Below are 25,547 nucleotides of genomic sequence, written 5' to 3'. Positions count from 1 at the left end.
GCTTAAACCTCGTTTCTTAAACTCCTTCGCACCTCCCACACCAACGGCAACGTCACCAGCAACATCCCCGCCAACACCATCACCGCCACCGGCACGCCCAGCGCATCGCCTACGCCCCCCATCAGCACCGGCGCCAGCGCTCCGCCGCCAATGGTGCCGGTGTAGAACAGCGCAAAGGCCCGTTCCCGTTTGCCGGGGCTGACCAGGTCCGGCACGGCGCCGTACAGCACCGACGAGGTGCCATTGAGCACCAGCCCCAACACCGGCAACATCAGCATCAGCCCAGCCAGCGGCAGATACAGCGCGGCGACGATCAGCAGCGCCGTGCTGGTTTCCGTCAGCCAGACGGTTTTCATCATGCCGATACGCACGCCGAGATAGCCGCAGAACAGTTTGCCGAATGCACCGCCGATGAACAGCAGCGTCAACGCCAGGCCGATACCGGCCGTGCCCGCGCCTTTGGCTTGCAGCAGGAACGGCAGGAAGGTGAGAAAACCCATTCGCACGGCGCTGTCGATAGTGCCGGTAAGGATCAATGCGCGCAGGCCGGCCGCGGAGCCGGTTGCGGTGCAAGGCTGGGGCTTGGTTGTGGATGCGGCTGCGTGTGGCTGACCGGGGATCAGCCACCACAGCAACCCCGCCGCCGCCAGGCCGAGCAGCCCCAACAGTGTGGCGCTGGCCCGCCAACTGATCAGCGTGAGCAACAGGCCAACCAGGCCGGGAATCAGGGTTTTGCCGATGTCGCCGGAAAAGTTGTAGTGGGCCAGCGCTTGCTTGACGCCACCACCCTCCTCATACGCGTCCGTGATCATCGAGGATGCCAGCGGGTGCTGGGTGCTGGCGCCCAGGCCGCCAAGCAGCAGCGCCAACAACAGCACGGTCAACCCGCTGGCTTGCCCGACCAACAGGTAAGCGACACCCGCCAGCGCGGTGCCGCCCACCAGCATCGGAGTACGCCCCCAGCGTGTGGCGGCGCGGCTGGCCATCAGTTGGAACACCGCCATCATCCCGGAATAGGCGCCGCGCAACAGGCCGATCTGGACGTAGGACAAGGCGAATTGAGCTTGCCAGATAGGCAGCAGAACGTAGATCACATCGGTGAGGCCATCGTGTACGGCATGGGCGCTGCAGCCGGCGATGAGCGCGCGGCGGCGGGTGGATGTTTCAGCAGCAGGCAAAGCGACGGTGTCGTTCATGGTGTGCGGATCAATTGAGGTTTAAGGGGCTTCCAGCCAGTCAAGGCGATCAGCAACGTCAGCAGTTGGAACACGATGATCAGCGCCACACACCCGGCCCAGCCCCAGCGCTCCCAGATCAGCGCCGGGACGACGGCCCCGCAACTGCCGCCCAGGTAGTACGCGGTGAGATAGACCCCCACGGCCCCCGCCTTGTTGTCGCGAGCGCTGCCGGCAATGAACGCATTGGCGGCAGCCTGGGCCAGAAACACACCGGTGGAACTGAGCGCCAGCCCGATCACGATGCACCACAGCGACGGCATCAGGGTCAGCGCCGAGCCGCTGATGCCAAGCACCGCCGCGACACTCAGCAGTTCGGCGGGTGGGCGGGCTTTGCTCAGGCGCCCGGCGATGGGGATCACAACCAGGGCCAGCAAGAACACCATGTACAGCGTTCCCAAGGCCGCAGGCCCCAAGTTAAAAGGCGGTAGGCCAAGGTACAAACCTGCGTAGGTAAACGCCGCAACCTGGGAAAACAGCACGCAAAAACCTACGGCATACGCCGCCACCAAGGGTTTGCGAAACAGCCCCGACGAAAACGCTTCAACCTGCATCGCTCGCGGCCGACCGGCGGGCAGCAGAAACTGGATAAACCCGCCCACCATCAGGCTCAACACGGCCAGCAGCTCAAAGGCTTCGCGCCAGCCCACGTACTCGGTCATCACACCGGTGACGAACCGCCCGGCGAACCCTCCCAACACGGTGCCCGCAACATACAGGCTGGTGACTTCAGTGACGGTCCCACCACGCCAGCGCTCGCCGATATAGGCCACGCTGGTGGCGAATACCACCGGAATCAACATGCCTTCGACAAAGCGCCACATCAGCACTTCGGCGAAGCTATCGGCATAGGCAGTCATCAACGTCGGCAGCGCCAGCAGCAGCGCGGCCGTGCTGATCACGCTGCGCGGCTCCAAGCGTGCGGTCAGGCGGCTGACGAAAGGTGCGGTGATCGCCACCGCCAGCGTGGTCACGGTGATGCTCCAGCCCGCCGTCCTGGCGCTGATCTGAAAGTGCGCGGCAAACGTCTGCAGGATGCTCTGGGTCGCATACAGGTTGAGAAACGCCGCGCAGCCACACAGGAACAGGGCAAGGCGGGCACAATGCAGGCGCGCGTTCATGAAACCTCTCGTTTTATTTTGAAAGGTCTTTATAGAATGGCGGGCGGGGCTTAAACCAATACCGAATTCGCACCGATTGATACCCAAGGATCAGGATGCTCGACCTACGCAAGCTGCGTTACTTTCTGATGGTCGCCGAAGAATTGCATTTCGGCCGCGCCGCCCTGCGTCTGCACCTGGCCCAGCCGCCATTGACCCGGCAGATTTCCGCGCTGGAGGCAGAGCTGGGTTTCAAACTGTTCGATCGCACCAGCCGCACGGTCGCCCTCACCGCCCAGGGCCGGGCGTTTTTGCCCTATGCCCGGGGTGTGCTGGAACAGGTCGAATTGGCCCACGTCATCGCCGGCAAACTCGCGGCCGGAACGGCCGGGCAATTGGCGTTGGGGTATGTCAGTTCAATCGCCCTGTCGGATCTGTTCAGCCAGGCGATCCAGGCTTTCGCGCAACGCTTCCCGGATGTGCAATTGACCCTGGTGGAATGCGCCTCCGGCAGCCTCGGCGCGCAGGTCGCCGATGGGCGGCTGGATATCGGCTTGAGCCGGCTGTTACCGCAAAACGACCACGTGCAGGCGCTGTCGCTGGGCGAAGAGCGGTTGGTGGCGGCGGTATCCAGCGACAGCCCGCTGGCCGAGCAGGCAACCGTCAGCCTGGCGCAGCTCTGCGCGTACCCGGTGATACTGTTTCCCGCGGACTATGGGTCAGGGCTGAACCAGACCGTCGAGCAGCTTTATCGCCAGCATGGCGTGCCCCTGCGCGCGGGGCCAACGGGGCGCCAGATCACCTCGATCATCGCCCTGGTGGCCGCCGGGCAAGGGGTGGCCTTGGTGCCGGCCTGCACGCAGAGCTTGATGAACAAGGGCGTGACGTACAGGCCGTTGGTGGAGGTGGATGCGTGTGCGCGGTTGTTGGTGCTGACCCCGACTGAAAGACCGAGTGCATTGGTTGATGCGTTTCTCTCCGTCATCGGAGAAGCGTCACTCCTGCGAAAACCCCAGTAATACCTCTGACCGACGCCCGTCCTGCGCGCTCATACGCTTGATTCGCCCCCCACCGAACTATCGCTCACCGACCGCTGGTAGGTAGAGTGTTGATAATTTATCTTCAGTGGTTATAGCCACCACCAACACACACCACAAGGAGGTGCTGTGGATAGCCGATATTTAATAGGCCATATCGTCGCCGACGGCTGGTATCTGGTGCGCGTCAGAGGTAGCCATCACCCCTTCAAGCACCCGACGAAACCGGGGCTGGTGACAATTCCTCATCCGAAGAAGGACTTGTTGGACAAGACCGCCAAAAGCATGTTGAAACAGGCACTGCTGAGTTAACTGTCCTTGGAGGACAACGAACGTGCTGTACCCCATCGCAATTTCTACTGGTGACGAAGACCATGCCTGGGGCGTGGAAGTCCCGGACATTCCTGGTTGCTACTCCGTCGGTGACGACTTGGACGACGCCATGGCCATGGCCCGTGAAGCGATTGAAGGCCACTTCGAAATTCTCGCCGAAGACGGTGCGCCGATTCCCAGCGCGCAGAAAGTCACCCTGCATGCAGCCAACCCCAAGTACGCCGGTTGCATGTGGGCAGTGGTGGACATCGATGTCACCAAATACCTGGGCAAGGCGCAGAAACTCAACATCACCCTGCCAGGCTATTTGCTCAATCGTATCGATGAATACGTACTGCACCATCCCGAGGAAAAAAGCCGTTCGGGGTTCCTCGCGTCCGCAGCGCTCAAGGTGCTGCAACAGGATCGATAGCAGCATCTGAATGCCGCCGACAGACTCGTTCCGGCGGAATTTGACCGCAAGAAACGTAGTTTGCCTCCAGGCCGGTGGAACTACCGTAGCGCTGTACCCTTTTACGTCCGTTCTTCGAGGAGCCCGTTGATGGCCTACGAATACACACTCATGCCCTCCCCCGTCGGCGAACTGACCCTGGTGTCCCGCCATGGCAAACTCAGCGCCATCCTATGGGAAACAGAGCGCGCGAACCGTGTACGCCTGGGGGAATTGCGCGAAGTGAAAGACAACCCCGTGCTGTTGGAAACCGAGCGCCAGTTGCAGGAATACTTCGCCGGTGCCCGTCATCGGTTCGAGCTGGAGCTGGACTTCACCGGCACCGACTTTCAGAAACAAGTCTGGCAGGCACTGCTGACCATCCCCTTCGGCGAAACCCGCAGCTACAGCCAGATCGCCCAGCAGATCGGCAACCCGAAAGCCGTGCGCGCCGTGGGCGCGGCCAATGGGCGTAATCCGATCTCGATCATTGCGCCGTGCCATCGGGTCATTGGCGCATCGGGCGGCTTGACCGGGTTTGCCGGCGGGCTTGCGGCCAAGCAGTATCTGCTCGCACTGGAAGGCACAGGCCAGGCGGAACTGCGGTTCTGAGTGCGCCGGCGACCAGGACCGACTTGAACCCGGCATAAAAAAACGGCGGTTGGATGGGCGCCAACCGCCGTTTTGCATATCGAGTGCAAGCCTCAACCGTCGCCTTGACGGCCTTTACCGTAGGTAGATGCCAGGGCGCGGGCCTTTTGCAGACGCTCTTCCAGCTTGGGCAGCGTCTCATCCACCAGCGCTTTTATTTCCGGGACATCCGACGCGGCACCTTCCTGCTTGAACAGCGCGATGGCGTCTTCGTTTTCTTTGACCTGTTGCGCGGTGTAGGCAGCATCGAAGGAATCACCGTCCTTGAGCTCGGGCATGAGGGTTTCGGCTTTGTCGACGATCTTCTCGCGCGGCGCCACGGGCAGGTCGAGCTTCTTGGCGATGGCCGCCAGATGCTGGTTGGCCAGGGTGCGCTCGTTGATCACCTCGATGGTGTAGTCCTTGATTTCCTGGGACGAGGTCTTGGCGTGGGCCATGCGGCTGGTTTCGATATCGGCCATGCCTTTGGCCGAAGCCTGCTCGATGAATTCAGCCGGCGACTGGGCGAAAGCATTGCTGGCGCCGAGGCCCAGCAGCATCGCGAAACTGGCGGTGCGTAACCGGATAGCCATGCGGCTCATGATGGGTTCCTCCAGGGCAAAAATAGGTGCGAGAACATACGCCCCGCTCTGAATTCGAATTTTAACCGCCGCAAAGGTTTAGAAAAAACTTGCCAGTGCGACGAACGGTCGCCGCCTCACGCCGGTTTACTGCCGAACAGGCCCGGCAACGCGTGGGCCAGCGCATTGATGGCGAAGCCGATGAACATCACCCCACAGAGCTTGGTGATGAGGATTTCGTGACGCTGATACACCGTGCGTACCCGCTGCGCGCCCACCACGCCGATCAGAATCGCGTAGGCCAACAGCCCACCGATAAAGCTCAGCAAGATCAACGATGGCAGCATCGCCCAGGTCAGCAACTCGGCACGGCTGGACAGCAAGGCGGTAAACGTGGCGACGGCCACCGGGTAGGCCTTGGGGTTGGTCAGGCCGAACAGGATGCCGTGCCAGAACGGATGCCGCGCCGCGCCCTGGGGTGCCTCGCTACTGCGGCGCTGGGTACGGATCGCGCGCCAGCCCAGCCAGAACAAGTACGCGCCACTGAGCACGCCCAGCACATCGAACGCAGTGCTGCCGACTTCCCGCGCCCCCACGATCGCAATCAGCGCGGTGCTGCACCACAGCACATCGCCGAGCAAATGCCCGCACAGAAAACCGGCCCCGGCGCGACGCCCCCGGGCCGCGCCGATACCGAACACGGCCAACACCCCCGGGCCAGGCGTAATACCGTAGATAAAACCCGAAGCGAGGACGGCGAGCAGCAAGGATGGGGTCATGGGCGTGACTCTGACTGACGGTTGAGAGGTGGAAGGATTCTGCACGTTCCCGCGCTACGGGTAAAACTGCATGCCGGCATAAGGCTTGGCGCGACAGGCTTGCAGGCGCGAGGCCAGATCACCGACATGGGCTTCGAGCTTGTGGCCATCGGGGTCGAGAAAATAGAACGAAGCGCCCTCGCTGCGGTTGTCGCGCCACTCTGCTACGCCGGCGGCTCGCAGGCGTTGCACCAGCGCGGCGAAGTCGCTCGCGCCTACCGTGAAGGCAAAGTGGGTGTATTCAGCCGCCGGCACCGACGGGCGCAGTGGGTCGAGGCACAGGCACAGCCACAAGCCGGGCAATGACAGGTAGGCGCCGTTGTCCCAGGTGGCGTCGAGGCGAAGTTGCAGCAGGTCATGGTAGAAGCTGACGCTGCGCGGCAGATCGGTGACAGCCAGGGTCAAGTGGTTGAGGCCGGTGAGCATGGGGTCGTTCCTGTTAGTGGCAACCTTCGGACAATACACCCTGCACCTGCGCCTTCAACCACTGCAACCCCGAATCCCCACCCCGCCGCGCATGCCACGCCAGCTCAAAGGCGAACGACGGAATATGAAACGGCGGCGGCACCGTCGACAGTTGCTCACGGTCGATGTTGAGCACGCCCCTCGACGAGACGGTCAGGATCAGGTCCGTGCCCTCGATCAACTGCGGCGCCACGCCCCAATGCGGCAGGCTGATCGCCACATGTCGCCGCTCACGGATCACGCTCAGTGCCCGCTCGATTTCCGGGGTGCCGCTGCCGCGCATTTCCAAGAGCACATGGGGCCGCGACAGGTAGGTGGGCAGGTCGAGCGTGCCGCTGGGTGGCAGGCTGGCGCGGTCGACCAGGCAGGTGTAATGCTCTTCGAATAACGGCGTAGTACGCAATTCAGCAGGCATGTCAGGGAAGACCCCGGCAGCCAGGTCGATATCGCCGCTGAGCACGCCGTCCACCATGCCTTCGCGGCTGGCCTGGATGATCTGCAGATCGATGCCGGGCGCTTCACGGCGCAAGGTTCGCACCAGCCCCGGCAGAAAAATCGCCGCGCTGTAGTCCGACATCGCCACGCGAAACTTGCGCGTGGCCGAGGCCGGATCAAAGCGATTCGGTGCCAGCAGCGCCTGCACCTGGGCCAAGGCCTGCGCCAACGGTATCGCCAACTCCAGCGCGCGGGCAGTCGGCAGCAACCTGCCGCCGTGACGCACCAGCAGCGGATCACCAAGCATGTCGCGCAGGCGCGCCAAGGCGTGGCTGACCGCCGGCTGGCTCAGGTGCAAACGTGCAGCGGCGCGGGTGACGTGCTGCTCGCTGAGCAAGGCGTCGAGGATCACCAACAGGTTGAGATCGATGCGGCGCAGATCATTCATCAGCTGCATGCCCTGCATAAAAACTTGGAATTTAAATTTGCGCGACGAATAGCCTAGAGTCCAGCAAAACCTCTGGGAGATTCAACATGACGACGTTGCAGTGGGCAGGTTTATTGCTTTTGGCGGTGATCGCCGGGGCGGTGGTGCCGTTTCAAAGCGCGATCAATGCCAACCTCGGGCGCGGGCTCGGTCACCCGTTGTGGGCAACGCTGGCGTCGTTGCTGGTGAGCGTCATCGTGCTGCTGCCAGTGATCATCGCCTTGCGCCTGCCGTTGCCGAGCCTGGCGTTTATCGGCAAGGCGCCGCTATGGATGTGGGCCGGCGGTGCATTTGGCGTGTGCTTTATCTCGTTGGCGTTGATGCTGCTGCCCAAGCTGGGCGCATCGGGCTTTATCGCGCTGGCCATGGCCGGGCAACTTCTCGCCTCGCTGCTGCTCGATCACTTCGGCCTGTTCGGCCTGGTGGAACGCCCGCTGACAACGCCCCGGGTACTGGGCGCGTTGCTGTTGATCGGTGGCGTCGCGTTGATTCAGTTCAGCGCCACCCCCGCCCGCGCACTCGCGACGGCGAGCTGATCAGCGGTTGTTCAGAGAGGCCAGGCGATGGATCTCGGCTTGCTCCACCACCGGCTGTGGTGCGCCGTGACGCACCGCCGCCAACATCGCACGGCCAACGGTCTCGGTGCTGACTACCCAACCTGGCTTTATCCGACGCACCAACGAGAGCAACGGCCCGAGTACCGTATAGAACAACGCGTACAACGGCGTCTTCGAACGCACGTCGTGCAACGGCTGAATCAGCCCCGGCCGGAACACATACACCGCCTTGAACGGCAGGCGCAGCAAGGCATTTTCGGTCTTGCCCTTGACCCGCGCCCACATCGACTGGCTCGTTTCGGAACTGTCGGTGCCGGCGCCGGACACATAGATAAACGTCATTTGCGGATTGAGCCGCGCCAGGGTGCTGGCGGCGACCAGGGTCAGATCATAGGTGAGATGGGTGTAGCGGGTTTCATTCATCCCCGCCGATGAAACACCGAGGCAAAAGAAGCAGGCATCGAAACCTTGCAGCAAGTTCTCCAGAGCCTGCAAATCCAACATGTCCGCGTGCAGCACCTGATGCAGTTTGGCGTGCTCCAGGGTCAACGGCGTGCGGCCGACGGCGACGACTTCCTGCACGTCGGCGGCCAGCAGGCACTCGCGCAGAACGCCTTGACCGATCATGCCAGTGGCACCGAATAACAGAACTCTCATAAGGGGACCTCAGCGGCAAGCCGCAAGCTTCATGCTCAAGTTGAATACGGTGCAGGATTCACACCTTAACAGCTTGTAGCTGAATGCTTGCAGCGTGCGACCACCCCGTCAGAACGCGCTGCGGAAAATCTCCTCAATCTGACGCTGATCAGCCCGGCGTGGGTTGGTCAGGCCGCAGGCGTCTTTCAACGCGTTGGTGGCCAGCAGCGGAATGTCCTGCAACTTGGCGCCCAGTTCGCGCAGGCCGGCGGGGATGTCGACGTCCTGGGACAGGGTACGGATGGCGGCGATGGCGGCTTGGGCGCCCTCTTCCGGCGAGTTGCCGTTGATGTCCGCACCCAGCGCACGGCCGACGTCGCTCAAGCGCTTGGCACTGACGCTGGCGTTGAAACTCTGCACATGGGGCAGCAATACCGCGTTGCACACGCCGTGGGGCAAGTCGTACAGGCCGCCCAGTTGGTGGGCCATGGCATGCACGAAACCCAGGGAGGCGTTGTTGAACGCCATGCCGGCGAGGAACTGCGCATAGGCCATGTTTTCCCGCGCGGCCTTGTCGGTGCCGTCGCGTACCGCCAGGCGCAGGTTGGCGCTGATCAGTTCGATGGCCTTGATCGCGCAGGCGTCGGTGATCGGCGTGGCGGCGGTGGATACGTAGGCTTCGATGGCGTGGGTCAGGGCGTCCATGCCGGTGGCGGCGGTGAGGCCCTTGGGCATGCCGACCATCAGCGACGGGTCGTTGACCGACAACAGCGGCGTGACGTTGCGGTCGACGATGGCCATTTTCACGTGACGGGTTTCGTCGGTGATGATGCAGAAACGGGTCATCTCGCTGGCGGTGCCGGCGGTGGTGTTGATGGCCACCAGCGGCAGTTGCGGCTTGCTCGATTGATCGACGCCTTCGTAGTCGCCGATATGCCCGCCATTGGTCGCGCACAGTGCGATGCCCTTGGCGCAGTCATGGGGCGAGCCGCCGCCCAGGGACACCACGAAATCACAGGCGCTCTGCTGCAACAGCGCGAGGCCTTTCTCGACGTTGTCCACATTGGGGTTGGGCTTGGCGCCGTCGTAGATCACCGAATCGATGTCCTGCATCGCCAGTTTCTCGGCGATCATGCTGGCCACGCCCGCCTTCGCCAGGCCGGCGTCGGTAACGATCAGGGCCTTGCGAAAACCGTAGTTGCGAATGGCGACCATCGCGTCGTCAAGGCAGTCAGTGCCCATGATGTTAACGGCGGGGATGAAGAAGGTACTGCTCATGGCGAATCCTCAGAGGCGTTATGCCGACAGCATCAACGTTCATCACAGGGCCCACCTTGATCAGGATCAACCCTCGCTCGTGATAAAGTCACCGACCCGCCGATTTCGAGTAGACCCGCCGCGATGAAGGATTTTCAGGATATTGACGCCCACCTTGAAGACTGGAGCGCACTGCGCAGCGCCATCGACTTCAGTGGAATTCTGATCGGCAACGGCGCCAGCCGAGCGATTTGGGAAGACTTTGCCTACGACTCGCTGTTCGAAAACGCACGCACCGTTGAAGAAAAACCCTTGAGCCAATCCGAGCTGAGCGTGTTCGACGCCCTGCAGACCCGCAGTTTCGAGCAGGCCCTGAGCGCGCTGAAGACCACCAGCCGGGTCAACAAAGCCCTGGCGGTCAGTTCGGCGGCGCCGCGCAATCGCTACTATGCGATCAAGGAAGCATTGATCAACACCATCCACGCCGTACACATCCCGTGGCGCCTGGTGCAGCCGTCGACATTGGCGACGATCAACGCGGAACTGGCCAGCTACTCCACGGTATTCACCAGCAACTACGACTTGCTCAACTACTGGGCGATCCTGCACACCCCCGGCATCGACGACCTGTTCCGCAGCGCCGACGCCAGCTTCGACCTGCGCGACACCCGCACCGACGCCACGCGCATCCTCTACTTGCACGGCGGCCTGCACCTGGTGCGCAACCTCGACGGCACCGCACGCAAATTGCCGACCACCGACAGCACCCTGCTCAGCAGTTTTGCGATCAACAACACGATCAAGACCCTGGACGATGTGCCGTTGTTTGTCAGCGAGGGCAAGGTGGAAGAGAAGCTCAAGACCATCCGCAGCTCGGATTATCTGTCGTTCTGCTACGAGCAGTTACTCGGCCATGAAGGGGCGCTGTGCATCTTCGGCCACGACCTGGGAGCGCAGGATAAACACTTGGTGGATGCGATTCGCCAGGCCCGGGTGACGACCCTGGCGATCGCGGTATCGGGGCGCAGCGATGGGTTTATCCGCCAGCAGAAGCGGCGGTATTCGCAGTTGTTCGATGGCAGTGGCGTGGCGTTGAGATTCTTTGCCGCGCGCAGCCATGCGCTGGGGCATCCGGCACTGTCGGTGCCGGTCGAACGCTGAGGTCCTGAGCCGCTTGCGCAGGGTCAGTGTACTTGCCTGGAGACAAACGACAATAATTCTCGATATCATTCACGACTTTTCTACGTCGTGCTTCGCCAAGAAGGATATCCATGTCGCGTCCCAAATCCGACCCGCTGTCGGACGATGCCTTTCGCGGGTTTTATGCAGACATTCTGTATTTCCTGCGCAAGCGCACGGACAACGCCAGCGACGCGGCAGACATGACCCAGGATGTCTTCACCCAATGGCTGGACTACCGCGACCGGGCCAAGGTCGAGCAGCCACGGGCGTTTCTGTTCCAGATGGCGCGCAACCTGTTGCGCGATCACTGGCGCAAACAGAAGGTACGGCAGGCCGTCCACGCCGATCAGGTTGAAAGGGATGCCGAGCCGGTCATTGACGAGCACAACCCGCCGATGGCCGCCGCGCTTCGCTTGCAACGCCTGGAACAGTTGAAAGAAGTCCTCGCCGAACTCTCGCCGCGCAGGCGAGAAGCCCTTATGCTGCATCGCTTCGAAGGCTTGAGCCAGGCGCAGATCGCCGAGCGCATGGGTATTTCGACCAGCATGGTGGAAAAGCACATCGCTTTTGCCCTGCTGCATTGCAAGCGACGCCTTCAACCTGACCCCGGCACGGAGCAGCCAGCATGAACCGCCTGAGCGACATCGACGCCCCGGACATCGAAACGAGCGACGCCGTCGATGCCCAAGCCGCCAGCTGGTTTGCACGCAACCGCAACGCCACCGCACGCGCCGACCGCAAGGCCTTCGCCGCCTGGCAGGCGGTGCCGGCCCATGCCCAAGCCTATGCCGAGTTCGAACAACTGTGGGCCGACCTCGCCCAGTTGCAGCAACTGAACACGCCCGTGGCGCTGCCCAAGCGCACCGCCGTGATCTGGCGCCCGGCCCTGGCCGTGGCGGCCGCCCTGCTCTGCGCGGTACTGACCACGCCCCTCGGCGCGCCGCGCGAGTTGTATCACACCCAGGTCGCAGCCCACGCCAAGGGCATGCGTGCCCTGAACCTGCCCGATGGCAGCCGCCTCTACGTGAATGCCAACACCCGCCTGCGCGTGGACTTCAGCGCCCACCAACGCATCGTTCACCTGGACAAGGGCCAGCTGTATATCGAAGTGGCGGCCGACAAGGAATGGCCGCTGTACGTGCAAGCCGGCGAAGCGACGGTGCGCGTGGTGGGCACCGCTTTCGATGTGCGACGTGGCCAGCAACAACTGGTGGTGAGTGTTGCCCACGGCCAGGTGGCGTTCGCGCCGGATGCGACCAAACCGGTCGCGTTGCTCGGCGCCCAGCAACGCGCCACCTTCGACTACGCCAAGGGCACCGTGCAACAACAAACCCTCACCGCCGAGGAAGTTGCCGACTGGCGCAGCGGGCACTTGTCGTTCCGCAATCGCGAGCTGGCCAGCCTGATCGATGAGTTGAGTTTGTACCGTCCCCAACCCCCGCTGCAGGTGAGTCACGCCGTGGCGCACCTGAAGGTGTCAGGCAACCTGGATGTGCATGACCCGGATGCCTTGCTCAACGCCCTGCCCGCCTTGTTGCCGGTGAAAACCGTGACCTCGGCCGATGGCATTGTCCGGATCGAACCCCGAAAATAGCCCCGAAGCAGACACATGAGAATATTTTTCATTCGCATGTGTGGTTTTTTTCCTCGGCCCCGTCTTCCTCCTGATTGTGTTCGATCCGCACACCTTTTTGGCTGTTTGGCCACCCCGGGGGATTTCATGTTTCGCGCGCCTTGCCACGCTTCGCACCTGCTTTTTCGACCGAGCCTAATGGCGACATGCCTGGCCTTCAGCCTCAGCGCCCATGCGCAGTCGTTCACACTGCAACTGCCCGCCCAGGCGTTGGCCACGTCCCTGAGCCAGGTCGCGCAACAGGCGAAAATCCAGCTGCTGTTCGATGAAAAGCAGCTCAAGAACGTCCAGGCGCCGGCGCTCAACGGTGACTTCACCGCGGAAGTGGCAATTCGTACCCTGCTGAACAATGGCGCGTTCACCCTGATCAAGGTCGGCAGCACCTACGTCGTGCGCCCCGATGAGGGCAAGACCACCAGCAGCGGCGCGATCCAGCTGGACGCCTTGAGCGTGATCGGCACCGGCAATCAAGTCGACTCCAGCACCGTCGGCCGCTCGACCCTGAGCCAGGCGGACATCGACCGTTACCAGGCCAACAACATCCCCAGCCTGCTGCAGACGTTGCCTGGGATCAGCCAGGGCGGTTCACTCAAACCCGGCGGCCAGACCATCAACATCCGCGGTTTCGGTGACGCCGAAGACGTCCCGCTGACCGTCGACGGCGCCACCAAGAGCGGCTTCGAGCGCTACCAGCAAGGCACGGTGTTCATCGAGCCCGAGCTGATCAAGAGCATCGAAGTGGAGAAAGGCCCCAACTCGCCGTTCAGCGGCAACGGCGGTTTTGGCGGCACGGTGAACATGACCACCAAGGATGCCCCGGACCTGCTCAAGGACGGCCGCAACAGCGGCGCGATGCTCAAGTACGGTTATTCCAGCAACGACCACGAACAGGTCTACAGCAGCGCCGTGTATGGCCGCACCGACGATGGCCGGTTCGACGCCCTGGCCTACCTGACCCAGCGCGACGGCGGCGACATGAAGGTGGCCGCCAAGTTGCCCAACGAGAACAACCAGTACCCGATCAACCCCCAGCGCCTGCCCAACACCGCCCAGGATGTGGACGGCAAGCTGTTCAAGGTCAACGCGCACTTCACCGATGAGCACAGTGTCGGCCTGTCTTACTCGAGCGCCCGCAGCAACCGGTGGACGCCGTTTTCCGCCGCGAGCTACCCGACGCCACCGACCCAGGCCAACATCGACCGCTACGGCTACGAAGGCGCGTTGAAACGTTTCCTGGCCAACCGCGACACGCTCGACACCACTTGGTCGGGCAAGTATGAATACCAGCCCCTGGACAACCCGCTGGTGGACCTGACCGTCAAATATTCACAGTCCGACACCCAGCAGACCGACGAGCGCGACGCCACCGCGTTTTTCCAGTTGGCCACCGGCGGGCGCAAGATGGACACGGCCTACACCGACAAGCATCTCGACATCCGCAACGTCAGCCTGTTCGACACCGGGCCGTTGCAACACGCACTGACAGTCGGCGGGCAAATCCGCAAGCACACCCGCGAAACCGAGATGTGGATGCCCGGCGCCACCTACAACACGCCGCGCTACAACTATGGGCATTTCCAGCCGAGCTTCATGCCCCATGGCAAGGTGGATACCAACAGCTTCTTCATCCAGGATGCGCTGACCCTGGGCGACGTGACCGTCACGCCATCGCTGCGCTACGACCATGTGCGCAACCGCGGCGAGGCCAACGATGCGCCGTACTACAGCAACCCCGACCCGGCCGTCGGCCACGACTACAGCGATCGCACCTACACCGGCTGGTCGCCGCGCCTGGCGCTGTTCTGGACCGTCACCCCGAACGTCGCCCTGTTCGCCAACTGGAGCCAGACCTGGCGCGCCCCGGTGATCGACGAACAGTACGAAGTGCAGGGCCTGGGCAGCCGCACCGCCACCAGCGTCGACCTCGACCCCGAGCGCATCACCTCGATCACCGTGGGCAACATCACCCGCTTCGACAACCTGATCGCCCAGGACGATAACCTGCAACTGCGCACCACCCTGTTCCACAACAAAGTCGAAGACGAAATCTTCAAGGCCACGGGCGTGGGCTGCCAGAACCAGGCTATCAACGGCGGCACCATCGCCACCGCGTGCCCGCCGGGGCCGAGGTCCAACTACCGCAACATCGGCGGCCTGACCATCAAGGGTTTCGAGCTGGAATCGTTCTATAACTCCACCTACCTGTTCGGCTCGGTGTCGTTCGCCTACGCCACCGGCAAGCACGAAGGCGCCTACACCAACCCATGGGGCCCGGATGTGTCGGCCCGCGACATTCCGCCGACCAAATGGGTGCTGGTCATGGGCACCCACATCCCGGCCTGGGATGCCCAGGTGGGATGGATGGGGCAATTCATCGGCGCGACCGATCGCCTGCCCAGCGATAAATACTCCGGCGGCCCCGGCTCCGGCGTCGGCGACTTGTTCTACGACCAGTACGGCAACAAGCGCTACAACACCCAGGGCCTGTTCGCCAAATGGGCGCCGCAACAGGCTTACCTGAAAGGCACCGAGGTGAACTTCACCGTGGACAACCTGTTCAACAACAACTTCCGTCCGGCGCTGAGCGGCGACCGTGCCTACACCAAGGGGCGCGACGCGAAGATCAGCGTGACACGGTTCTTCTGACAGCGGCCTAGCGGTTGCGCACCAGGCTCAACTCGGCCGTCGGTGTGCGCTGCTTGCTCAAGTAGCGGGTACAGCTGACGCGCAGAAACGAGGCAAAATTGACCACCTCGCCGCGGTAGTCCATGACTTCCTCGTACAGCTTGGTGATCAGTTGATTGGTGGTCATGCCATCCACGCTGGCGATTTCGCTGAGGATGTCCCAGAACTGGTTCTCCAGGCGCACGGTAGTGACGACGCCGCAGATGCGCAGGGAGCGCGAGCGAGACTCATAGAGAATCGGGTCGGCCTTGACGTACAGCTCGCACATGGCGATGACCTCCGTTGCTTACAAGGTGATTGTCGTGCCCAGCAGGCCGAGGAACCCGGCCAGCCAGCTTGGGTGCGCCGGCCAGGCCGGCGCCGTGGCCAGATTGCCTTGAACGTGGCTGTGGGTCACTGGAATATCGATGAACGAACCGCCCGCCAGGCGCACTTCCGGGGCACAGGCCGGGTAGGCACTGCACTCGCGACCGGCGAGGATACCGGCCGCCGCCAGCAGTTGCGCGCCATGGCACACCGCAGCAATCGGCTTGCCGGCTTGATCGAAGGCGCGCACCAGTCGCAGGACTTTTTCATTCAGGCGCAGGTATTCCGGCGCACGACCACCGGGCACCAGCAGCGCATCGTAGTCGGCGGCTTCGACCTGGGCGAAATCCGCATTCAGGGCGAACAGGTGACCGGGCTTTTCGCTATAGGTCTGATCGCCTTCAAAGTCATGGATCGCGGTTCGCACGGTCTCGCCGGCCGACTTGTCGGGGCACACCGCGTGGACGATATGACCGACCATCAGCAGCGCCTGGAAGGGCACCATCACTTCATAGTCTTCGACATAATCGCCGACCAGCATCAGGATCTTTTTCGCAGCCATGGGGCATTCCTCCAGTTCAACGGTTGGGCAGACAAGAGTAGCCAAGATAGGCGCGTGCCGACGGGCCGGGTAATCCCCCGCTACTACAACTGTACGGATCAATCCGCACCCAGCTGTAGACCCCCGATTCGCGGAGGTTGTGGCTAGATGATCGTCCACTTCCGACCACTCGATTCCGGTTCCCGCCATGAACTCGCGCGAAAACACCGGCATGGCCCTCGGCCTGCTGGGCGTCATCATCTTCAGCCTGACCCTGCCCTTCACGCGTATCGTGGTGCAGGAAATCCACCCGCTGCTCAACGGTCTGGGCCGTGCGTTGTTCGCTGCGATCCCGGCGGCGGCGCTGTTGCTGTGGCGCCGCGAGCGCTGGCCGAGCTGGCGCCAGGTGCGCGGCCTGTGCCTGGTGATTGCCGGGGTGATCTTGGGCTTTCCGGTGTTGTCGGCGTGGGCCATGCAGACGCTGCCGGCGTCCCACGGCGCGTTGGTCAATGGCCTGCAACCGCTGTGCGTTGCGCTGTACGCCGCGTGGCTGTCCCACGAACGGCCGTCAAAAGCCTTCTGGGCCTGCGCCGCCTTGGGTAGCGCGCTGGTGCTGAGTTATGCGTTGATCAGCGGTGCCGGCAGTATTCAAGCGGGGGACCTGTTGATGCTCGGCGCGATTGCCGTGGGCGGCCTGGGTTATGCCGAAGGTGGGCGCTTGGCCAAGGAGATGGGCGGCTGGCAGGTGATCTGCTGGGCGCTGGTGCTGTCGACGCCGCTGTTGATCGGCCCGGTGGCTTACCTGGCGGTGCAGCATCAAGGCGCGATTTCCATGGGCACCTGGTGGGCGTTCGGTTATGTGTCGCTGTTCTCGCAGTTCCTGGGGTTCTTTGCGTGGTACGCCGGGTTGGCCATGGGCGGCATTGCGCGGGTCAGCCAGATTCAGCTGTTGCAGATCTTCTTCACCATCGCGTTTTCGGCGTTGTTCTTTGGTGAACACATCGAGCCGATCACCTGGCTGTTCGCCTGCGGGGTGATCGTGACGGTGATGCTGGGGCGCAAGACTGCGGTGCAGCCGGCGCCAATCTCGAAGGCCAATGCGATTTAACGGTGGGAGGGGGCTTGCTCCCGATAGGGGTCTATCAGCAACAAATGTGCTGACTGACCCTCTGCTATCGGGAGCAAGCCCCCTCCCACATTGGCTTCGTGTTCAGCCGAGGTAACCGTCGGTGCGCAACAGGGTTTCCAGGCAGTGCTCGGTGATGTGATAGAACTCCTTGAGCGCCTGAATCTTGTCCAGTAGCTGCGCGTTGTCCACCGGTTCGGCGCGTTTCACCGCAAGGATCATCTTGTTCTTGTTGGTGTGTTCCAAGGAGATGAACTCGAACACCTTGGTCTCATAACCGCAAGCCTCCAGGAACAAGGCGCGCAGGCTGTCGGTGACCATTTCCGCCTGCTGGCCCAGGTGCAAACCGTATTGCAGCATCGGCTTCAGCAGCACCGGGCTCTGGATCTGCAGGCGGATCTGTTTGTGGCAGCACGGCGAGCACATGATGATCGACGCGCCGGAACGGATACCGGTGTGGATCGCATAATCGGTGGCGATGTCGCAGGCATGCAGGGCGATCATCACGTCCAGCTCGCTGGGCGCGACGCTGCGCACGTCGCCGCAGGTGAACACCAGCCCCGGGTGTTCGAGGCGGACGGCGGCGGCGTTGCACAAGCTGACCATGTCTTCGCGCAGTTCAACACCAGTGACCTCGGCCTCGACATTGAGGGTGTTGCGCAGGTAGTCGTGGATGGCGAAAGTCAGGTAGCCCTTGCCCGAGCCGAAATCAGCGACGCGCACCGGTTGGTCTAGCCTCAGCGGGGACGCGATCAGCGCATGGCTGAACACTTCGATGAACTTGTTGATCTGCTTCCACTTGCGCGACATCGACGGGATCAGCGCGTGCTTGGCGTCGGTCACGCCCAGGTCGGCGAGGAACGGCCGGCTCAGGTCGAGGAAGCGGTTCTTCTCGCGGTTGTGCTCGGCCGAGGGCGCCTCACGCAATTGCTGCGGCTTGCTTTTGAACAGCGAGCTTTTGTTCTTCTTGCTGTATTCCAGTTGGGCTTCGTCGGTCAGCGCGAGCAAGTGTGCGTTCTTGAACGAGGTCGGCAACAACTCGGCAATCGCCGCCACACCGTCGGCCACCGGGAGGTTCTTGGTGATGTCGCGGGTTTTGTAGCGGTAGACGAAGGACAGGCAGGGCTGCTCCTTGACCGTCACCGCCTTGATGATCAGCCGTTGCAGCTCGGCTTCCTCACCGACGTACTTGGCCAGCACCAGTTTGATAAAGGCGTTGTGCGCAAGGCTTGCGCTGAGCAGTTCGATGAACTGGGCGTGATGATCCGGCGCAGGGCGGGCAGGTTGAGCGGTGACGGACATGAACAAAAACGCCTCGGGCTGAGAATGCCGGGCATTTTAGGGGGGATGGGGGCTGAGGGCACGGGGTTATTTGATCAACGGTAAGATTGGGGGCCCCACCGCAGATCCAAATGTGGGAGGGGGCTTGCCCCCGATAGCAGTGGGTCAGCCATGAAGATGTTGACTGACTCACCGCCATCGGGGGCAAGCCCCCTCCCACATGGGTTATTCGAGCACGATCAGACGATTGGGCAATTCATTGCGCGCGTGCGTCAGCGGCACATGCACCTTGAGCAACTCTCCGCTGGCTTCGATGCAGGCAATGAACCCGGCCAACGTCTGGCCCTGTTTCACCTGCTGGGTAAACGCCTTGACGATACCATCCCAACTGCTGTCATCCAGGCGTTTGGAAATCCCGTCATCCACCAGGATCTCCACATAGCGCTCGGCCTCGCTGACAAAAATCAACACCCCGGTGCCGCCCACCGTGTGGTGCAGGTTCTGCTCGAGGAACTGACGCCGCGCCAGGTTCGACGCGCGCCAGTGGCGTACCGAGCGGGGGATCAAGCGGGTAGTGACCTTGGGCAGGCGAAACACCAGGCACAGCACGATGAATGTCGCCCACTGCGCCAACAACAAGGTGTACATGCTCAGGTAGCCCGAGAAATAATGCACCACCCCCGGCACCACCAACGCGATCAGGCTGGCCCACAGCAACGGGATGTAGGCGTAATCGTCGGCACGCGCGGCCAGCACGGTCACCAGCTCGGCGTCGGTCTGTCGCTCGACCCGGGCGATCGCTTCGGCGACCTGGCGTTGTTCGTGTTCAGTCAGTAGTGCCATGGTTGTAAACGCTCGTTTTTAGTTATTGTCATCACCAGCCGCCCGAAGCCCCGCCACCGCCGAAACCGCCACCGCCGCCGCGAAAACCACCGCCACCGCCGCCGCCTCCCCCACCGCCACGGCCACTGCTGCTGAGAATCGCCAACAGGATCGCCCACACGGGCAGGCCCAGGCGATTGCACAGCCACAACACGCCGATCAGCAGGACGAACAAGCCGATGGAAAACCCCGGATTATCCTTGGCGAAGTTGGCATCCGCCACATGGGCCGGCACCGCCAGCGGCTCGCCGCCCACCACCTGGATCATCGCGGCGACGCCGTCGCTGATGCCCTGGCTGAACTTGCCGGCCTTGAACTTGGGCGCAATCACCTGATTGATGATCACCCACGACTGCGCATCGGTCAGCGTGCCTTCCAGGCCATAACCGACTTCGATGCGCAATTTGCGCTCATCGCGGGCGACGATCAACAGCGCACCGTTGTCCTTGCCCTTCTGGCCGATGCCCCACTGGCGCCCCAACTGATAACCGTAGTCTTCAATCGGCACGCCCTGCAGGTCAGGCACGGTGACCACCACGATCTGGTCGCCACGGCTTTGCTCCAGCGCCTGCAATTGCTGGGTCAACTGCTCGCGCACCGCCGGGTCGATCATCTGCGCAGTATCCACCACCCGCCCGGTCAACGCCGGGAAGGTCAACGCCGCCTGGGCCACGCCCGCGCAGGCCAACAGCCATAGCGCCAGGCCTATCCGTAATAAACGCATCGACACCTCAATGCAGCTTTATTTGAACTTCACTTGCGGCGCTTTATCGGCATCGGCAGTGGTGGCTTCAAACGTGGCGCGGATCGGCAGATCGCTGTACATCACGCTGTGCCACAGGCGCCCCGGGAACGTGCGGATCTCGGTGTTGTACGCCTGCACCGCCTGGATAAAGTCGCGACGCGCCACGGCGATACGGTTTTCCGTGCCTTCCAGTTGCGACTGCAGGGCCAGGAAGTTCTGGTTGGCCTTCAGGTCCGGGTAGCGCTCGGACACCACCATCAAGCGGCTGAGCGCACTGCTCAAACCGTCCTGGGCTTGCTGGAACTGCTTGAGTTTTTCCGGGTTGTCGAGGGTGCTGGCGTCGACCTGAATCGACGTGGCCTTGGCCCGCGCTTCAATCACTGCGGTGAGGGTGTCTTGTTCATGGGTTGCGTAACCCTTGACCACTTCCACCAGGTTGGGGATCAGGTCGGCACGCCGTTGATACTGGTTCTGCACCTGGCCCCAGGCCGCCTTGGCCTGTTCATCCAGGGTCGGAATGGTGTTGATGCCGCAACCGCTCAACACTGTGCTGATCAATAGCAAAGCCGCGGCCTTCAAGCCCCAGCGGTAACCTTGTGCTGCTTGCATGGTGTTTCTCCTGCCCAACCTTGATGGAATTTGACGACTCGCCCTATAAACCGCGCACATGGGGCATAATCCGCCCCCACTACTGGAATGCATCGAGCCAATCAGCTAAAAAGATGCCCAGCGCGATAAAGAGTTCAGAGTGTGCTGCATTTTTCTGAACGACACCCGAACAACAATAGACGCTCCCCACATTTTGGCCGATCAGCCTAACCGCTGTGCAGTGCGCCGAAAAAGGATATTCATGAAGAAGCTGTGTTTGCTCGGCCTTGTTGCCACTCTGGCCACCCACCCCGTCTGGGCAGAAACAAAGCCTGCTGCGCTTAAAGACAAGGACGCCTTCGTCAGCGACCTGCTCAAGCAGATGACCCTCGATGAAAAGATCGGCCAATTGCGCCTGATCAGCATCGGCCCGGAAATGCCCCGCGAGCTGATCCGCAAGGAAATCGCCGCCGGCCGCATCGGTGGCACCTTCAACTCCATCACCCGCCCGGAAAACCGTCCGATGCAGGACGCGGCCATGCGCAGCCGGTTGAAGATCCCGATGTTCTTCGCCTACGACGTGATCCACGGCCACCGCACGATTTTCCCGATCAGCCTGGCCCTGGCGTCCAGCTGGGACATGAACGCCATCGGCCGCTCCGGGCGCATTGCCGCCCAGGAAGCCGCAGCCGACAGCCTCGACATCACCTTTGCGCCGATGGTCGACATCTCCCGCGACCCGCGCTGGGGCCGCACCTCCGAAGGCTTCGGTGAAGACACCTACCTGGTGTCGCGCATCGCCGAAGTGATGGTCAAGGCCTTCCAGGGCAGCAGCGCGGCGAATGCCGACAGCATCATGGCCAGCGTCAAGCACTTCGCCCTGTACGGTGCGGTGGAAGGCGGTCGCGACTACAACGTGGTCGACATGAGCCCGGTCAAGATGTACCAGGACTACCTGCCGCCCTACCACGCGGCGATCAAGGCCGGTGCCGGCGGTGTGATGGTCGCGCTCAACTCGATCAACGGCGTGCCCGCCACCGCCAACACCTGGCTGATGAACGACCTGTTGCGCAAGGACTGGGGCTTCAAGGGCCTGGCCGTCAGCGACCACGGCGCGATCTTCGAGCTGATCAAGCACGGCGTGGCCAAGGACGGACGTGAAGCCGCCAAGCTGGCGATCAAGGCCGGCATCGACATGAGCATGAACGACTCGCTGTATGGCAAGGAATTGCCGGGGCTGCTCAAGTCCGGCGAGATCGAGCAGAGCGACATCGACAACGCCGTGCGTGAAGTGCTCGGCGCCAAGTACGACATGGGCCTGTTCAAAGACCCGTACCTGCGCATCGGCAAGGCCGAGGACGACCCGGCCGACACCTACGCCGAAAGCCGTCTGCACCGCGCCGATGCACGTGACATAGCACGCCGCAGCATGGTCCTGCTGAAGAACCAGAACGACACCCTGCCGCTGAAAAAATCCGCGACCATCGCCCTGGTCGGCCCACTGGCCAAGGCCCCCATCGACATGATGGGCAGCTGGGCCGCCGCCGGTAAGCCGGCACAATCGGTGACCCTGCTCGACGGCCTCAACGCGGTGATCGGCGAGAAAGGCAAGATCATCTATGCCCGTGGTGCCAACATCACCAACGACAAGGCCGTGGTCGACTACCTCAACTTCCTCAACTTCGATGCCCCGGAAGTGGTGGATGACACCCGCCCGGCCCAGGTGATGATCGACGAAGCGGTCAAGGCCGCCAAGGATGCCGACGTGGTGGTCGCCGCGGTGGGCGAGTCCCGTGGCATGTCCCACGAATCGTCCAGCCGCACCGACCTGAACATCCCACAAAGCCAGCGCGACCTGATCAAGGCCCTCAAAGCCACCGGCAAGCCACTGGTGCTGGTGCTGATGAACGGCCGTCCGCTGTCGATTCTCGAAGAAAACCAGCAAGCCGACGCGATCCTGGAAACCTGGTTCGCCGGCACCGAAGGCGGCAACGCCATCGCCGACGTGCTGTTCGGTGACTACAACCCGTCGGGCAAGCTGCCGATCACGTTCCCACGTTCGGTGGGGCAGATTCCGACCTACTACAACCACCTGACCATCGGCCGGCCGTTTACCCCAGGCAAGCCGGGTAACTACACCTCGCAGTACTTCGATGACACCACCGGGCCACTGTTCCCGTTCGGCTATGGCTTGAGCTACACCACGTTCAGCCTGTCGGACATGGCGCTGTCGTCCACCACCCTGAACAAGAGCGGTAAGCTCGACGCCAGCGTCACCGTGAAAAACACCGGCAAGGTCGACGGCGAAACCGTGGTGCAGCTGTATATCCAGGACGTGGCCGGCTCGATGATCCGCCCGATCAAGGAGCTGAAGAACTTCCAGAAAGTCATGCTCAAGGCCGGCGAAGAGCGCACGTTGCACTTCACCATTACCGAAGAGGACTTGAAGTTCTACAACAGCCAGCTCAAGTTCGCGGCCGAACCGGGTGAGTTCAATGTGCAGATCGGCTTGGACTCCCAGGATGTGCAGCAGCAGACCTTCGAGCTGCTCTAACGCCCGCCCCCGCCCTCTGTAGGAGCGAGCTTGCTCGCGAAGACCGTTAACGATGACGCGCTCATGCTGAATGAACGCGTTGTTCTCAGGTTTTTCGCGAGCAAGCTCGCTCCTACAGTTAAGCGAATTGAGCGAATTAAGCGCGTTGAGCGCGTTGAGCGAATTAAGCGCGTTGAGCGCGTTGAGCGAATTAAGCGAATTAAGCGAGTTGAGCGCGTTGGGTGAGTTGGGCGCGTCAGTCGCGTCGATTGAGCAGGTTCACCACCAACCGATCGATCCACCCCCACACCCGCTGCTTCACCCGCCGCCACAACGGCCGCGACTTCCATGCCTCCAGGCTCACCGCCTGGCTCTGGGCAAAATCCCGTTCGAAACTGCCGGCCACGGCCAGCGTCAACGCAGGGTCCAACGCTTCGAGGTTGGCTTCCAGGTTGAAGCGCAAATTCCAGTGGTCGAAGTTGCACGAGCCGATGCTCACCCAATCGTCCACCAAGACCATCTTCAGGTGCAGGAAGCACGGCTGGTATTCAAATATCTGCACGCCCGAGCGCAGCAAACGCGGGTAATAACGGTGCCCGGCGTAGCGCACGGACGGGTGATCGGTACGCGGGCCGGTCAGCAGCAAGCGCACGTCCACGCCGCGCCCCGCCGCCCGGCGCAAGGCCCGACGCACGCCCCAGGTGGGCAGGAAATACGGGGTCGCCAACCAGATGCGCCGGTGGCCGCTGCTCAGCGCGCGGATCAGCGAGTGCAGAATATCGCGGTGTTGGCGCGCGTCGGCATAGGCCACACGGCCGAGACCAGACCCGGTCGGCGGTACTTTGGGCAAGTGCGGCAAGCCGAAATGGGTGGCCGGTTTCCAGGCGCGGCGGTCGTCGTTGGCCAACCATTGCCGGTCGAACAGCGCTTGCCAGTCGAGCACCAGCGGGCCGTCGATCTGCACCATCACTTCATGCCAGTCGGCGCTGTCCTGCCCCGGTGTCCAGAACTCATCGGTGACGCCGGTACCGCCGACCACGGCGATGCCTTGATCGACCAGCAATAATTTGCGGTGGTCGCGGTACAGGTTGCCCATCCAGCGCCGCCATTCCAGGCGATTGTAAAAGCGCAGTTCCACACCGGCGTCGGTCAGGCGCTTACGCAACCTGAGGGCGAACGCCAGGCTGCCGTAATCATCGAACAGGCAGCGCACCCGCACGCCCCGCTCAGCCGCCTGCGCCAGCGCCTGCACCAAGACTTCGGCGCAGGCGCCGGCTTCCACCAGGTATAACTCCAGATCCACCTGATGCTCTGCCCGGGCAATGTCCACCAGCATTTGCGGGAAAAAACTCGGCCCGTCGATCAACAACTCGAAACGGTTGGCGCTGCGCCACGGGAACACTGCGCCGCTCATGTCAGCGCGCCGTAAAGATCAGTACCGCACCCACCGGCACCGCCAAACTGATCGACGCCAGCCCAGCCGCGTTGCGCAACGCCGTCACACCCGGCACCAGCTCAAAATCCTCGGCGCGCAACACCAGCGGTTCCAGGGTCACCACCTGGAAACGCCGATCATCCAGGCGCGTGGCCAGCAGCTCGGCGTTGTAGGTGTGGGTCTTGCCATGCAGCGTGACGCTCAATGGCAGGCGCAACTCCAACTGCGCGCCGGGGGCCAGGTCGTTGATCGGTTGCAGGTTGATCTGCGTGCTGATCAGCGCTTCGGGGAAGGTCTTGATCTCGAACAGTTGATTGCGCATGCGCTCATCGCGCAGCGGGATGCCGCTGTTGACCGACTCCAACTCCACTTCCACCTGCGCCGCACCGTTGCGGTCGACCTTGCCGTGCAGCACCAGGAAGCGCTGCACCTCGGCAATCTCGGTGTTTTTGGTGGTGACGAACGACAGCCGCGAGGACTCGTTGTCCAGGTACCAGTCCGCGTGGGCAGGCACGGCGGCGGCGGCCAGCAGGGCGAAGGCCAGGGGTTTGATGACAGACGCGTTGAACATTAAAGACTCGTGGGGCGGAAAACCTGAACGAACCTTAA

27 protein-coding genes are annotated in these 25,547 nt (G+C 62.5%); 11 read left to right on the top strand and 16 right to left on the bottom strand.

The features are described 5' to 3' along the window. Positions 1–2 precede the first annotated feature (2 nt). Together ACP7E3_RS19850 and ACP7E3_RS19845 are read right to left on the bottom strand one after the other, a co-directional pair. Positions 3–1,196 (bottom strand): MFS transporter, encoded by a 1,194-nt coding sequence (locus ACP7E3_RS19850; RefSeq protein WP_126589324.1) that lies wholly within the window; start codon positions 1,194–1,196, stop codon positions 3–5. Continuing rightward, entirely contained in the window at positions 1,193–2,356 is a 1,164-nt protein-coding gene (locus ACP7E3_RS19845; protein ID WP_126589325.1) for an MFS transporter, read from the bottom strand. The genes ACP7E3_RS19850 and ACP7E3_RS19845 overlap by 4 nt, the downstream gene beginning before the upstream one ends. A 95-nt stretch (positions 2,357–2,451) precedes the next feature. On the opposite strand from ACP7E3_RS19845, the gene ACP7E3_RS19840 reads away from it, so the two are divergent. The 4 genes from ACP7E3_RS19840 to ACP7E3_RS19825 all read left to right on the top strand — a co-directional run bounded on the left by ACP7E3_RS19840 (position 2,452) and on the right by ACP7E3_RS19825 (position 4,747). Beyond that, positions 2,452–3,354, top strand: a complete 903-nt coding sequence (locus ACP7E3_RS19840) for a LysR family transcriptional regulator (RefSeq protein ID WP_046384393.1) — start codon at positions 2,452–2,454, stop codon at positions 3,352–3,354. 147 nt (positions 3,355–3,501) lie between these two features. Continuing rightward, positions 3,502–3,684, top strand: a complete 183-nt coding sequence (locus ACP7E3_RS19835; protein ID WP_057004762.1) for a type II toxin-antitoxin system HicA family toxin — start codon at positions 3,502–3,504, stop codon at positions 3,682–3,684. A gap of 22 nt (positions 3,685–3,706) precedes the next feature. Then, positions 3,707–4,117, top strand: coding sequence for a type II toxin-antitoxin system HicB family antitoxin (locus ACP7E3_RS19830; RefSeq protein WP_057004761.1), 411 nt, complete (start codon positions 3,707–3,709; stop codon positions 4,115–4,117). Positions 4,118–4,246: 129 nt separating this feature from the next. Further along, positions 4,247–4,747 carry a methylated-DNA--[protein]-cysteine S-methyltransferase gene (locus ACP7E3_RS19825; protein ID WP_046490294.1) on the top strand — a complete coding sequence of 167 codons (501 nt, stop codon included), beginning with the start codon at positions 4,247–4,249 and terminating at the stop codon, positions 4,745–4,747. 92 nt (positions 4,748–4,839) lie between these two features. Here ACP7E3_RS19825 and ACP7E3_RS19820 read toward each other — a convergent pair whose 3' ends face one another. The 4 genes from ACP7E3_RS19820 to ACP7E3_RS19805 all read right to left on the bottom strand — a co-directional run bounded on the left by ACP7E3_RS19820 (position 4,840) and on the right by ACP7E3_RS19805 (position 7,521). Further along, positions 4,840–5,367 (bottom strand): DUF4142 domain-containing protein, encoded by a 528-nt coding sequence (locus ACP7E3_RS19820; protein ID WP_017844866.1) that lies wholly within the window; start codon positions 5,365–5,367, stop codon positions 4,840–4,842. Between the two features lie 116 nt (positions 5,368–5,483). Continuing rightward, the gene (locus ACP7E3_RS19815) at positions 5,484–6,125 is read right to left on the bottom strand and encodes a LysE family translocator (protein WP_046384396.1); all 642 of its coding nucleotides are present in this window, start codon (positions 6,123–6,125) and stop codon (positions 5,484–5,486) included. A gap of 54 nt (positions 6,126–6,179) precedes the next feature. After that, positions 6,180–6,590: a fosfomycin resistance glutathione transferase gene (gene fos / locus ACP7E3_RS19810; protein ID WP_017844864.1), complete on the bottom strand. Its 411-nt coding sequence runs from the start codon at positions 6,588–6,590 to the stop codon at positions 6,180–6,182. A gap of 13 nt (positions 6,591–6,603) precedes the next feature. Then, positions 6,604–7,521: a LysR family transcriptional regulator gene (locus tag ACP7E3_RS19805; protein WP_376740634.1), complete on the bottom strand. Its 918-nt coding sequence runs from the start codon at positions 7,519–7,521 to the stop codon at positions 6,604–6,606. 77 nt (positions 7,522–7,598) lie between these two features. Between ACP7E3_RS19805 and ACP7E3_RS19800 the strand changes: the two genes are divergently transcribed. Further along, positions 7,599–8,087, top strand: a complete 489-nt coding sequence (locus ACP7E3_RS19800) for a DMT family transporter (RefSeq protein ID WP_128191912.1) — start codon at positions 7,599–7,601, stop codon at positions 8,085–8,087. Here ACP7E3_RS19800 and ACP7E3_RS19795 read toward each other — a convergent pair whose 3' ends face one another. Next, positions 8,088–8,765, bottom strand: a complete 678-nt coding sequence (locus tag ACP7E3_RS19795; protein WP_126589327.1) for an NAD(P)H-binding protein — start codon at positions 8,763–8,765, stop codon at positions 8,088–8,090. A gap of 108 nt (positions 8,766–8,873) precedes the next feature. Continuing rightward, positions 8,874–10,022 carry an L-threonine dehydrogenase gene (yiaY, locus tag ACP7E3_RS19790; protein ID WP_017844859.1) on the bottom strand — a complete coding sequence of 383 codons (1,149 nt, stop codon included), beginning with the start codon at positions 10,020–10,022 and terminating at the stop codon, positions 8,874–8,876. Positions 10,023–10,145: 123 nt separating this feature from the next. On the opposite strand from yiaY, the gene ACP7E3_RS19785 reads away from it, so the two are divergent. From ACP7E3_RS19785 to ACP7E3_RS19770, 4 genes are all read left to right on the top strand, one after another. Beyond that, positions 10,146–11,162 (top strand): DUF4917 family protein, encoded by a 1,017-nt coding sequence (locus ACP7E3_RS19785; RefSeq protein ID WP_017844858.1) that lies wholly within the window; start codon positions 10,146–10,148, stop codon positions 11,160–11,162. Between the two features lie 110 nt (positions 11,163–11,272). After that, complete coding sequence (locus tag ACP7E3_RS19780; RefSeq protein WP_017844857.1) at positions 11,273–11,812, top strand: RNA polymerase sigma factor; 540 nt, start codon at positions 11,273–11,275, stop codon at positions 11,810–11,812. After that, positions 11,809–12,777 carry a FecR family protein gene (locus ACP7E3_RS19775; RefSeq protein ID WP_426124133.1) on the top strand — a complete coding sequence of 323 codons (969 nt, stop codon included), beginning with the start codon at positions 11,809–11,811 and terminating at the stop codon, positions 12,775–12,777. The genes ACP7E3_RS19780 and ACP7E3_RS19775 overlap by 4 nt, the downstream gene beginning before the upstream one ends. 126 nt (positions 12,778–12,903) lie before the next feature. After that, positions 12,904–15,462 (top strand): TonB-dependent receptor, encoded by a 2,559-nt coding sequence (locus tag ACP7E3_RS19770; RefSeq protein WP_169882123.1) that lies wholly within the window; start codon positions 12,904–12,906, stop codon positions 15,460–15,462. Between the two features lie 7 nt (positions 15,463–15,469). Here ACP7E3_RS19770 and ACP7E3_RS19765 read toward each other — a convergent pair whose 3' ends face one another. Both ACP7E3_RS19765 and ACP7E3_RS19760 read right to left on the bottom strand, forming a co-directional pair. Continuing rightward, the gene (locus tag ACP7E3_RS19765; RefSeq protein ID WP_017844854.1) at positions 15,470–15,769 is read right to left on the bottom strand and encodes a ribbon-helix-helix domain-containing protein; all 300 of its coding nucleotides are present in this window, start codon (positions 15,767–15,769) and stop codon (positions 15,470–15,472) included. An 18-nt stretch (positions 15,770–15,787) separates the two neighbouring features. Further along, on the bottom strand, positions 15,788–16,369 hold the full coding sequence (locus tag ACP7E3_RS19760; RefSeq protein ID WP_102618437.1) for a DJ-1/PfpI family protein: 582 nt from the start codon (positions 16,367–16,369) through the stop codon (positions 15,788–15,790). A gap of 187 nt (positions 16,370–16,556) precedes the next feature. Here ACP7E3_RS19760 and ACP7E3_RS19755 point away from each other — a divergent pair, with 187 nt between their 5' ends. After that, the gene (locus ACP7E3_RS19755) at positions 16,557–17,456 is read left to right on the top strand and encodes a DMT family transporter (protein ID WP_057004755.1); all 900 of its coding nucleotides are present in this window, start codon (positions 16,557–16,559) and stop codon (positions 17,454–17,456) included. A 102-nt stretch (positions 17,457–17,558) separates the two neighbouring features. Here the strand turns inward: ACP7E3_RS19755 and ACP7E3_RS19750 are convergent, their stop codons facing one another. From ACP7E3_RS19750 to ACP7E3_RS19735, 4 genes are all read right to left on the bottom strand, one after another. Then, positions 17,559–18,776, bottom strand: coding sequence for a class I SAM-dependent methyltransferase (locus ACP7E3_RS19750; RefSeq protein ID WP_108526017.1), 1,218 nt, complete (start codon positions 18,774–18,776; stop codon positions 17,559–17,561). A 204-nt stretch (positions 18,777–18,980) separates the two neighbouring features. Beyond that, positions 18,981–19,598, bottom strand: coding sequence for a TPM domain-containing protein (locus ACP7E3_RS19745; RefSeq protein WP_426124129.1), 618 nt, complete (start codon positions 19,596–19,598; stop codon positions 18,981–18,983). 31 nt (positions 19,599–19,629) lie between these two features. After that, positions 19,630–20,361 (bottom strand): TPM domain-containing protein, encoded by a 732-nt coding sequence (locus tag ACP7E3_RS19740; RefSeq protein WP_079443018.1) that lies wholly within the window; start codon positions 20,359–20,361, stop codon positions 19,630–19,632. An 18-nt stretch (positions 20,362–20,379) separates the two neighbouring features. After that, complete coding sequence (locus ACP7E3_RS19735) at positions 20,380–20,991, bottom strand: LemA family protein (RefSeq protein ID WP_017844848.1); 612 nt, start codon at positions 20,989–20,991, stop codon at positions 20,380–20,382. Positions 20,992–21,232: 241 nt separating this feature from the next. Between ACP7E3_RS19735 and bglX the strand changes: the two genes are divergently transcribed. Continuing rightward, positions 21,233–23,524 (top strand): beta-glucosidase BglX, encoded by a 2,292-nt coding sequence (gene bglX / locus ACP7E3_RS19730; protein WP_057004752.1) that lies wholly within the window; start codon positions 21,233–21,235, stop codon positions 23,522–23,524. 235 nt (positions 23,525–23,759) lie between these two features. Here bglX and ACP7E3_RS19725 read toward each other — a convergent pair whose 3' ends face one another. Further along, on the bottom strand, positions 23,760–24,917 hold the full coding sequence (locus tag ACP7E3_RS19725) for a phospholipase D-like domain-containing protein (protein WP_128191910.1): 1,158 nt from the start codon (positions 24,915–24,917) through the stop codon (positions 23,760–23,762). A gap of 1 nt (position 24,918) precedes the next feature. Continuing rightward, the gene (locus tag ACP7E3_RS19720) at positions 24,919–25,509 is read right to left on the bottom strand and encodes a YceI family protein (RefSeq protein WP_017844844.1); all 591 of its coding nucleotides are present in this window, start codon (positions 25,507–25,509) and stop codon (positions 24,919–24,921) included. Positions 25,510–25,547: the final 38 nt, after the last annotated feature.

The organism is Pseudomonas sp. PSPC2-3 (assembly GCF_049898265.1).
GTDB lineage: Bacteria > Pseudomonadota > Gammaproteobacteria > Pseudomonadales > Pseudomonadaceae > Aquipseudomonas > Aquipseudomonas veronii.
This window is presented reverse-complemented; position numbering and strand designations above follow the sequence as displayed.

What these genes read in the sequence shown, in the direction of transcription:
- ACP7E3_RS19840 (WP_046384393.1), top strand. Translation starts at nt 2,452, where the DNA reads ATGCTCGACCTACGCAAGCTGCGTTACTTTCTGATGGTCGCCGAAGAA.
- ACP7E3_RS19785 (WP_017844858.1), top strand. Translation starts at nt 10,146, where the DNA reads ATGAAGGATTTTCAGGATATTGACGCCCACCTTGAAGACTGGAGCGCA.
- ACP7E3_RS19775 (WP_426124133.1), top strand. Translation starts at nt 11,809, where the DNA reads ATGAACCGCCTGAGCGACATCGACGCCCCGGACATCGAAACGAGCGAC.
- ACP7E3_RS19745 (WP_426124129.1), bottom strand. Translation starts at nt 19,598, where the DNA reads ATGGCACTACTGACTGAACACGAACAACGCCAGGTCGCCGAAGCGATC.
- ACP7E3_RS19725 (WP_128191910.1), bottom strand. Translation starts at nt 24,917, where the DNA reads ATGAGCGGCGCAGTGTTCCCGTGGCGCAGCGCCAACCGTTTCGAGTTG.
- ACP7E3_RS19780 (WP_017844857.1), top strand. Translation starts at nt 11,273, where the DNA reads ATGTCGCGTCCCAAATCCGACCCGCTGTCGGACGATGCCTTTCGCGGG.
- fos (WP_017844864.1), bottom strand. Translation starts at nt 6,590, where the DNA reads ATGCTCACCGGCCTCAACCACTTGACCCTGGCTGTCACCGATCTGCCG.
- ACP7E3_RS19805 (WP_376740634.1), bottom strand. Translation starts at nt 7,521, where the DNA reads ATGCAGCTGATGAATGATCTGCGCCGCATCGATCTCAACCTGTTGGTG.
- ACP7E3_RS19795 (WP_126589327.1), bottom strand. Translation starts at nt 8,765, where the DNA reads ATGAGAGTTCTGTTATTCGGTGCCACTGGCATGATCGGTCAAGGCGTT.
- ACP7E3_RS19735 (WP_017844848.1), bottom strand. Translation starts at nt 20,991, where the DNA reads ATGCAAGCAGCACAAGGTTACCGCTGGGGCTTGAAGGCCGCGGCTTTG.
- ACP7E3_RS19760 (WP_102618437.1), bottom strand. Translation starts at nt 16,369, where the DNA reads ATGGCTGCGAAAAAGATCCTGATGCTGGTCGGCGATTATGTCGAAGAC.
- ACP7E3_RS19825 (WP_046490294.1), top strand. Translation starts at nt 4,247, where the DNA reads ATGGCCTACGAATACACACTCATGCCCTCCCCCGTCGGCGAACTGACC.
- ACP7E3_RS19815 (WP_046384396.1), bottom strand. Translation starts at nt 6,125, where the DNA reads ATGACCCCATCCTTGCTGCTCGCCGTCCTCGCTTCGGGTTTTATCTAC.
- ACP7E3_RS19755 (WP_057004755.1), top strand. Translation starts at nt 16,557, where the DNA reads ATGAACTCGCGCGAAAACACCGGCATGGCCCTCGGCCTGCTGGGCGTC.
- ACP7E3_RS19800 (WP_128191912.1), top strand. Translation starts at nt 7,599, where the DNA reads ATGACGACGTTGCAGTGGGCAGGTTTATTGCTTTTGGCGGTGATCGCC.
- ACP7E3_RS19765 (WP_017844854.1), bottom strand. Translation starts at nt 15,769, where the DNA reads ATGTGCGAGCTGTACGTCAAGGCCGACCCGATTCTCTATGAGTCTCGC.
- ACP7E3_RS19850 (WP_126589324.1), bottom strand. Translation starts at nt 1,196, where the DNA reads ATGAACGACACCGTCGCTTTGCCTGCTGCTGAAACATCCACCCGCCGC.
- ACP7E3_RS19720 (WP_017844844.1), bottom strand. Translation starts at nt 25,509, where the DNA reads ATGTTCAACGCGTCTGTCATCAAACCCCTGGCCTTCGCCCTGCTGGCC.
- yiaY (WP_017844859.1), bottom strand. Translation starts at nt 10,022, where the DNA reads ATGAGCAGTACCTTCTTCATCCCCGCCGTTAACATCATGGGCACTGAC.
- ACP7E3_RS19770 (WP_169882123.1), top strand. Translation starts at nt 12,904, where the DNA reads ATGTTTCGCGCGCCTTGCCACGCTTCGCACCTGCTTTTTCGACCGAGC.
- ACP7E3_RS19845 (WP_126589325.1), bottom strand. Translation starts at nt 2,356, where the DNA reads ATGAACGCGCGCCTGCATTGTGCCCGCCTTGCCCTGTTCCTGTGTGGC.
- bglX (WP_057004752.1), top strand. Translation starts at nt 21,233, where the DNA reads ATGAAGAAGCTGTGTTTGCTCGGCCTTGTTGCCACTCTGGCCACCCAC.
- ACP7E3_RS19740 (WP_079443018.1), bottom strand. Translation starts at nt 20,361, where the DNA reads ATGCGTTTATTACGGATAGGCCTGGCGCTATGGCTGTTGGCCTGCGCG.
- ACP7E3_RS19750 (WP_108526017.1), bottom strand. Translation starts at nt 18,776, where the DNA reads ATGTCCGTCACCGCTCAACCTGCCCGCCCTGCGCCGGATCATCACGCC.
- ACP7E3_RS19820 (WP_017844866.1), bottom strand. Translation starts at nt 5,367, where the DNA reads ATGAGCCGCATGGCTATCCGGTTACGCACCGCCAGTTTCGCGATGCTG.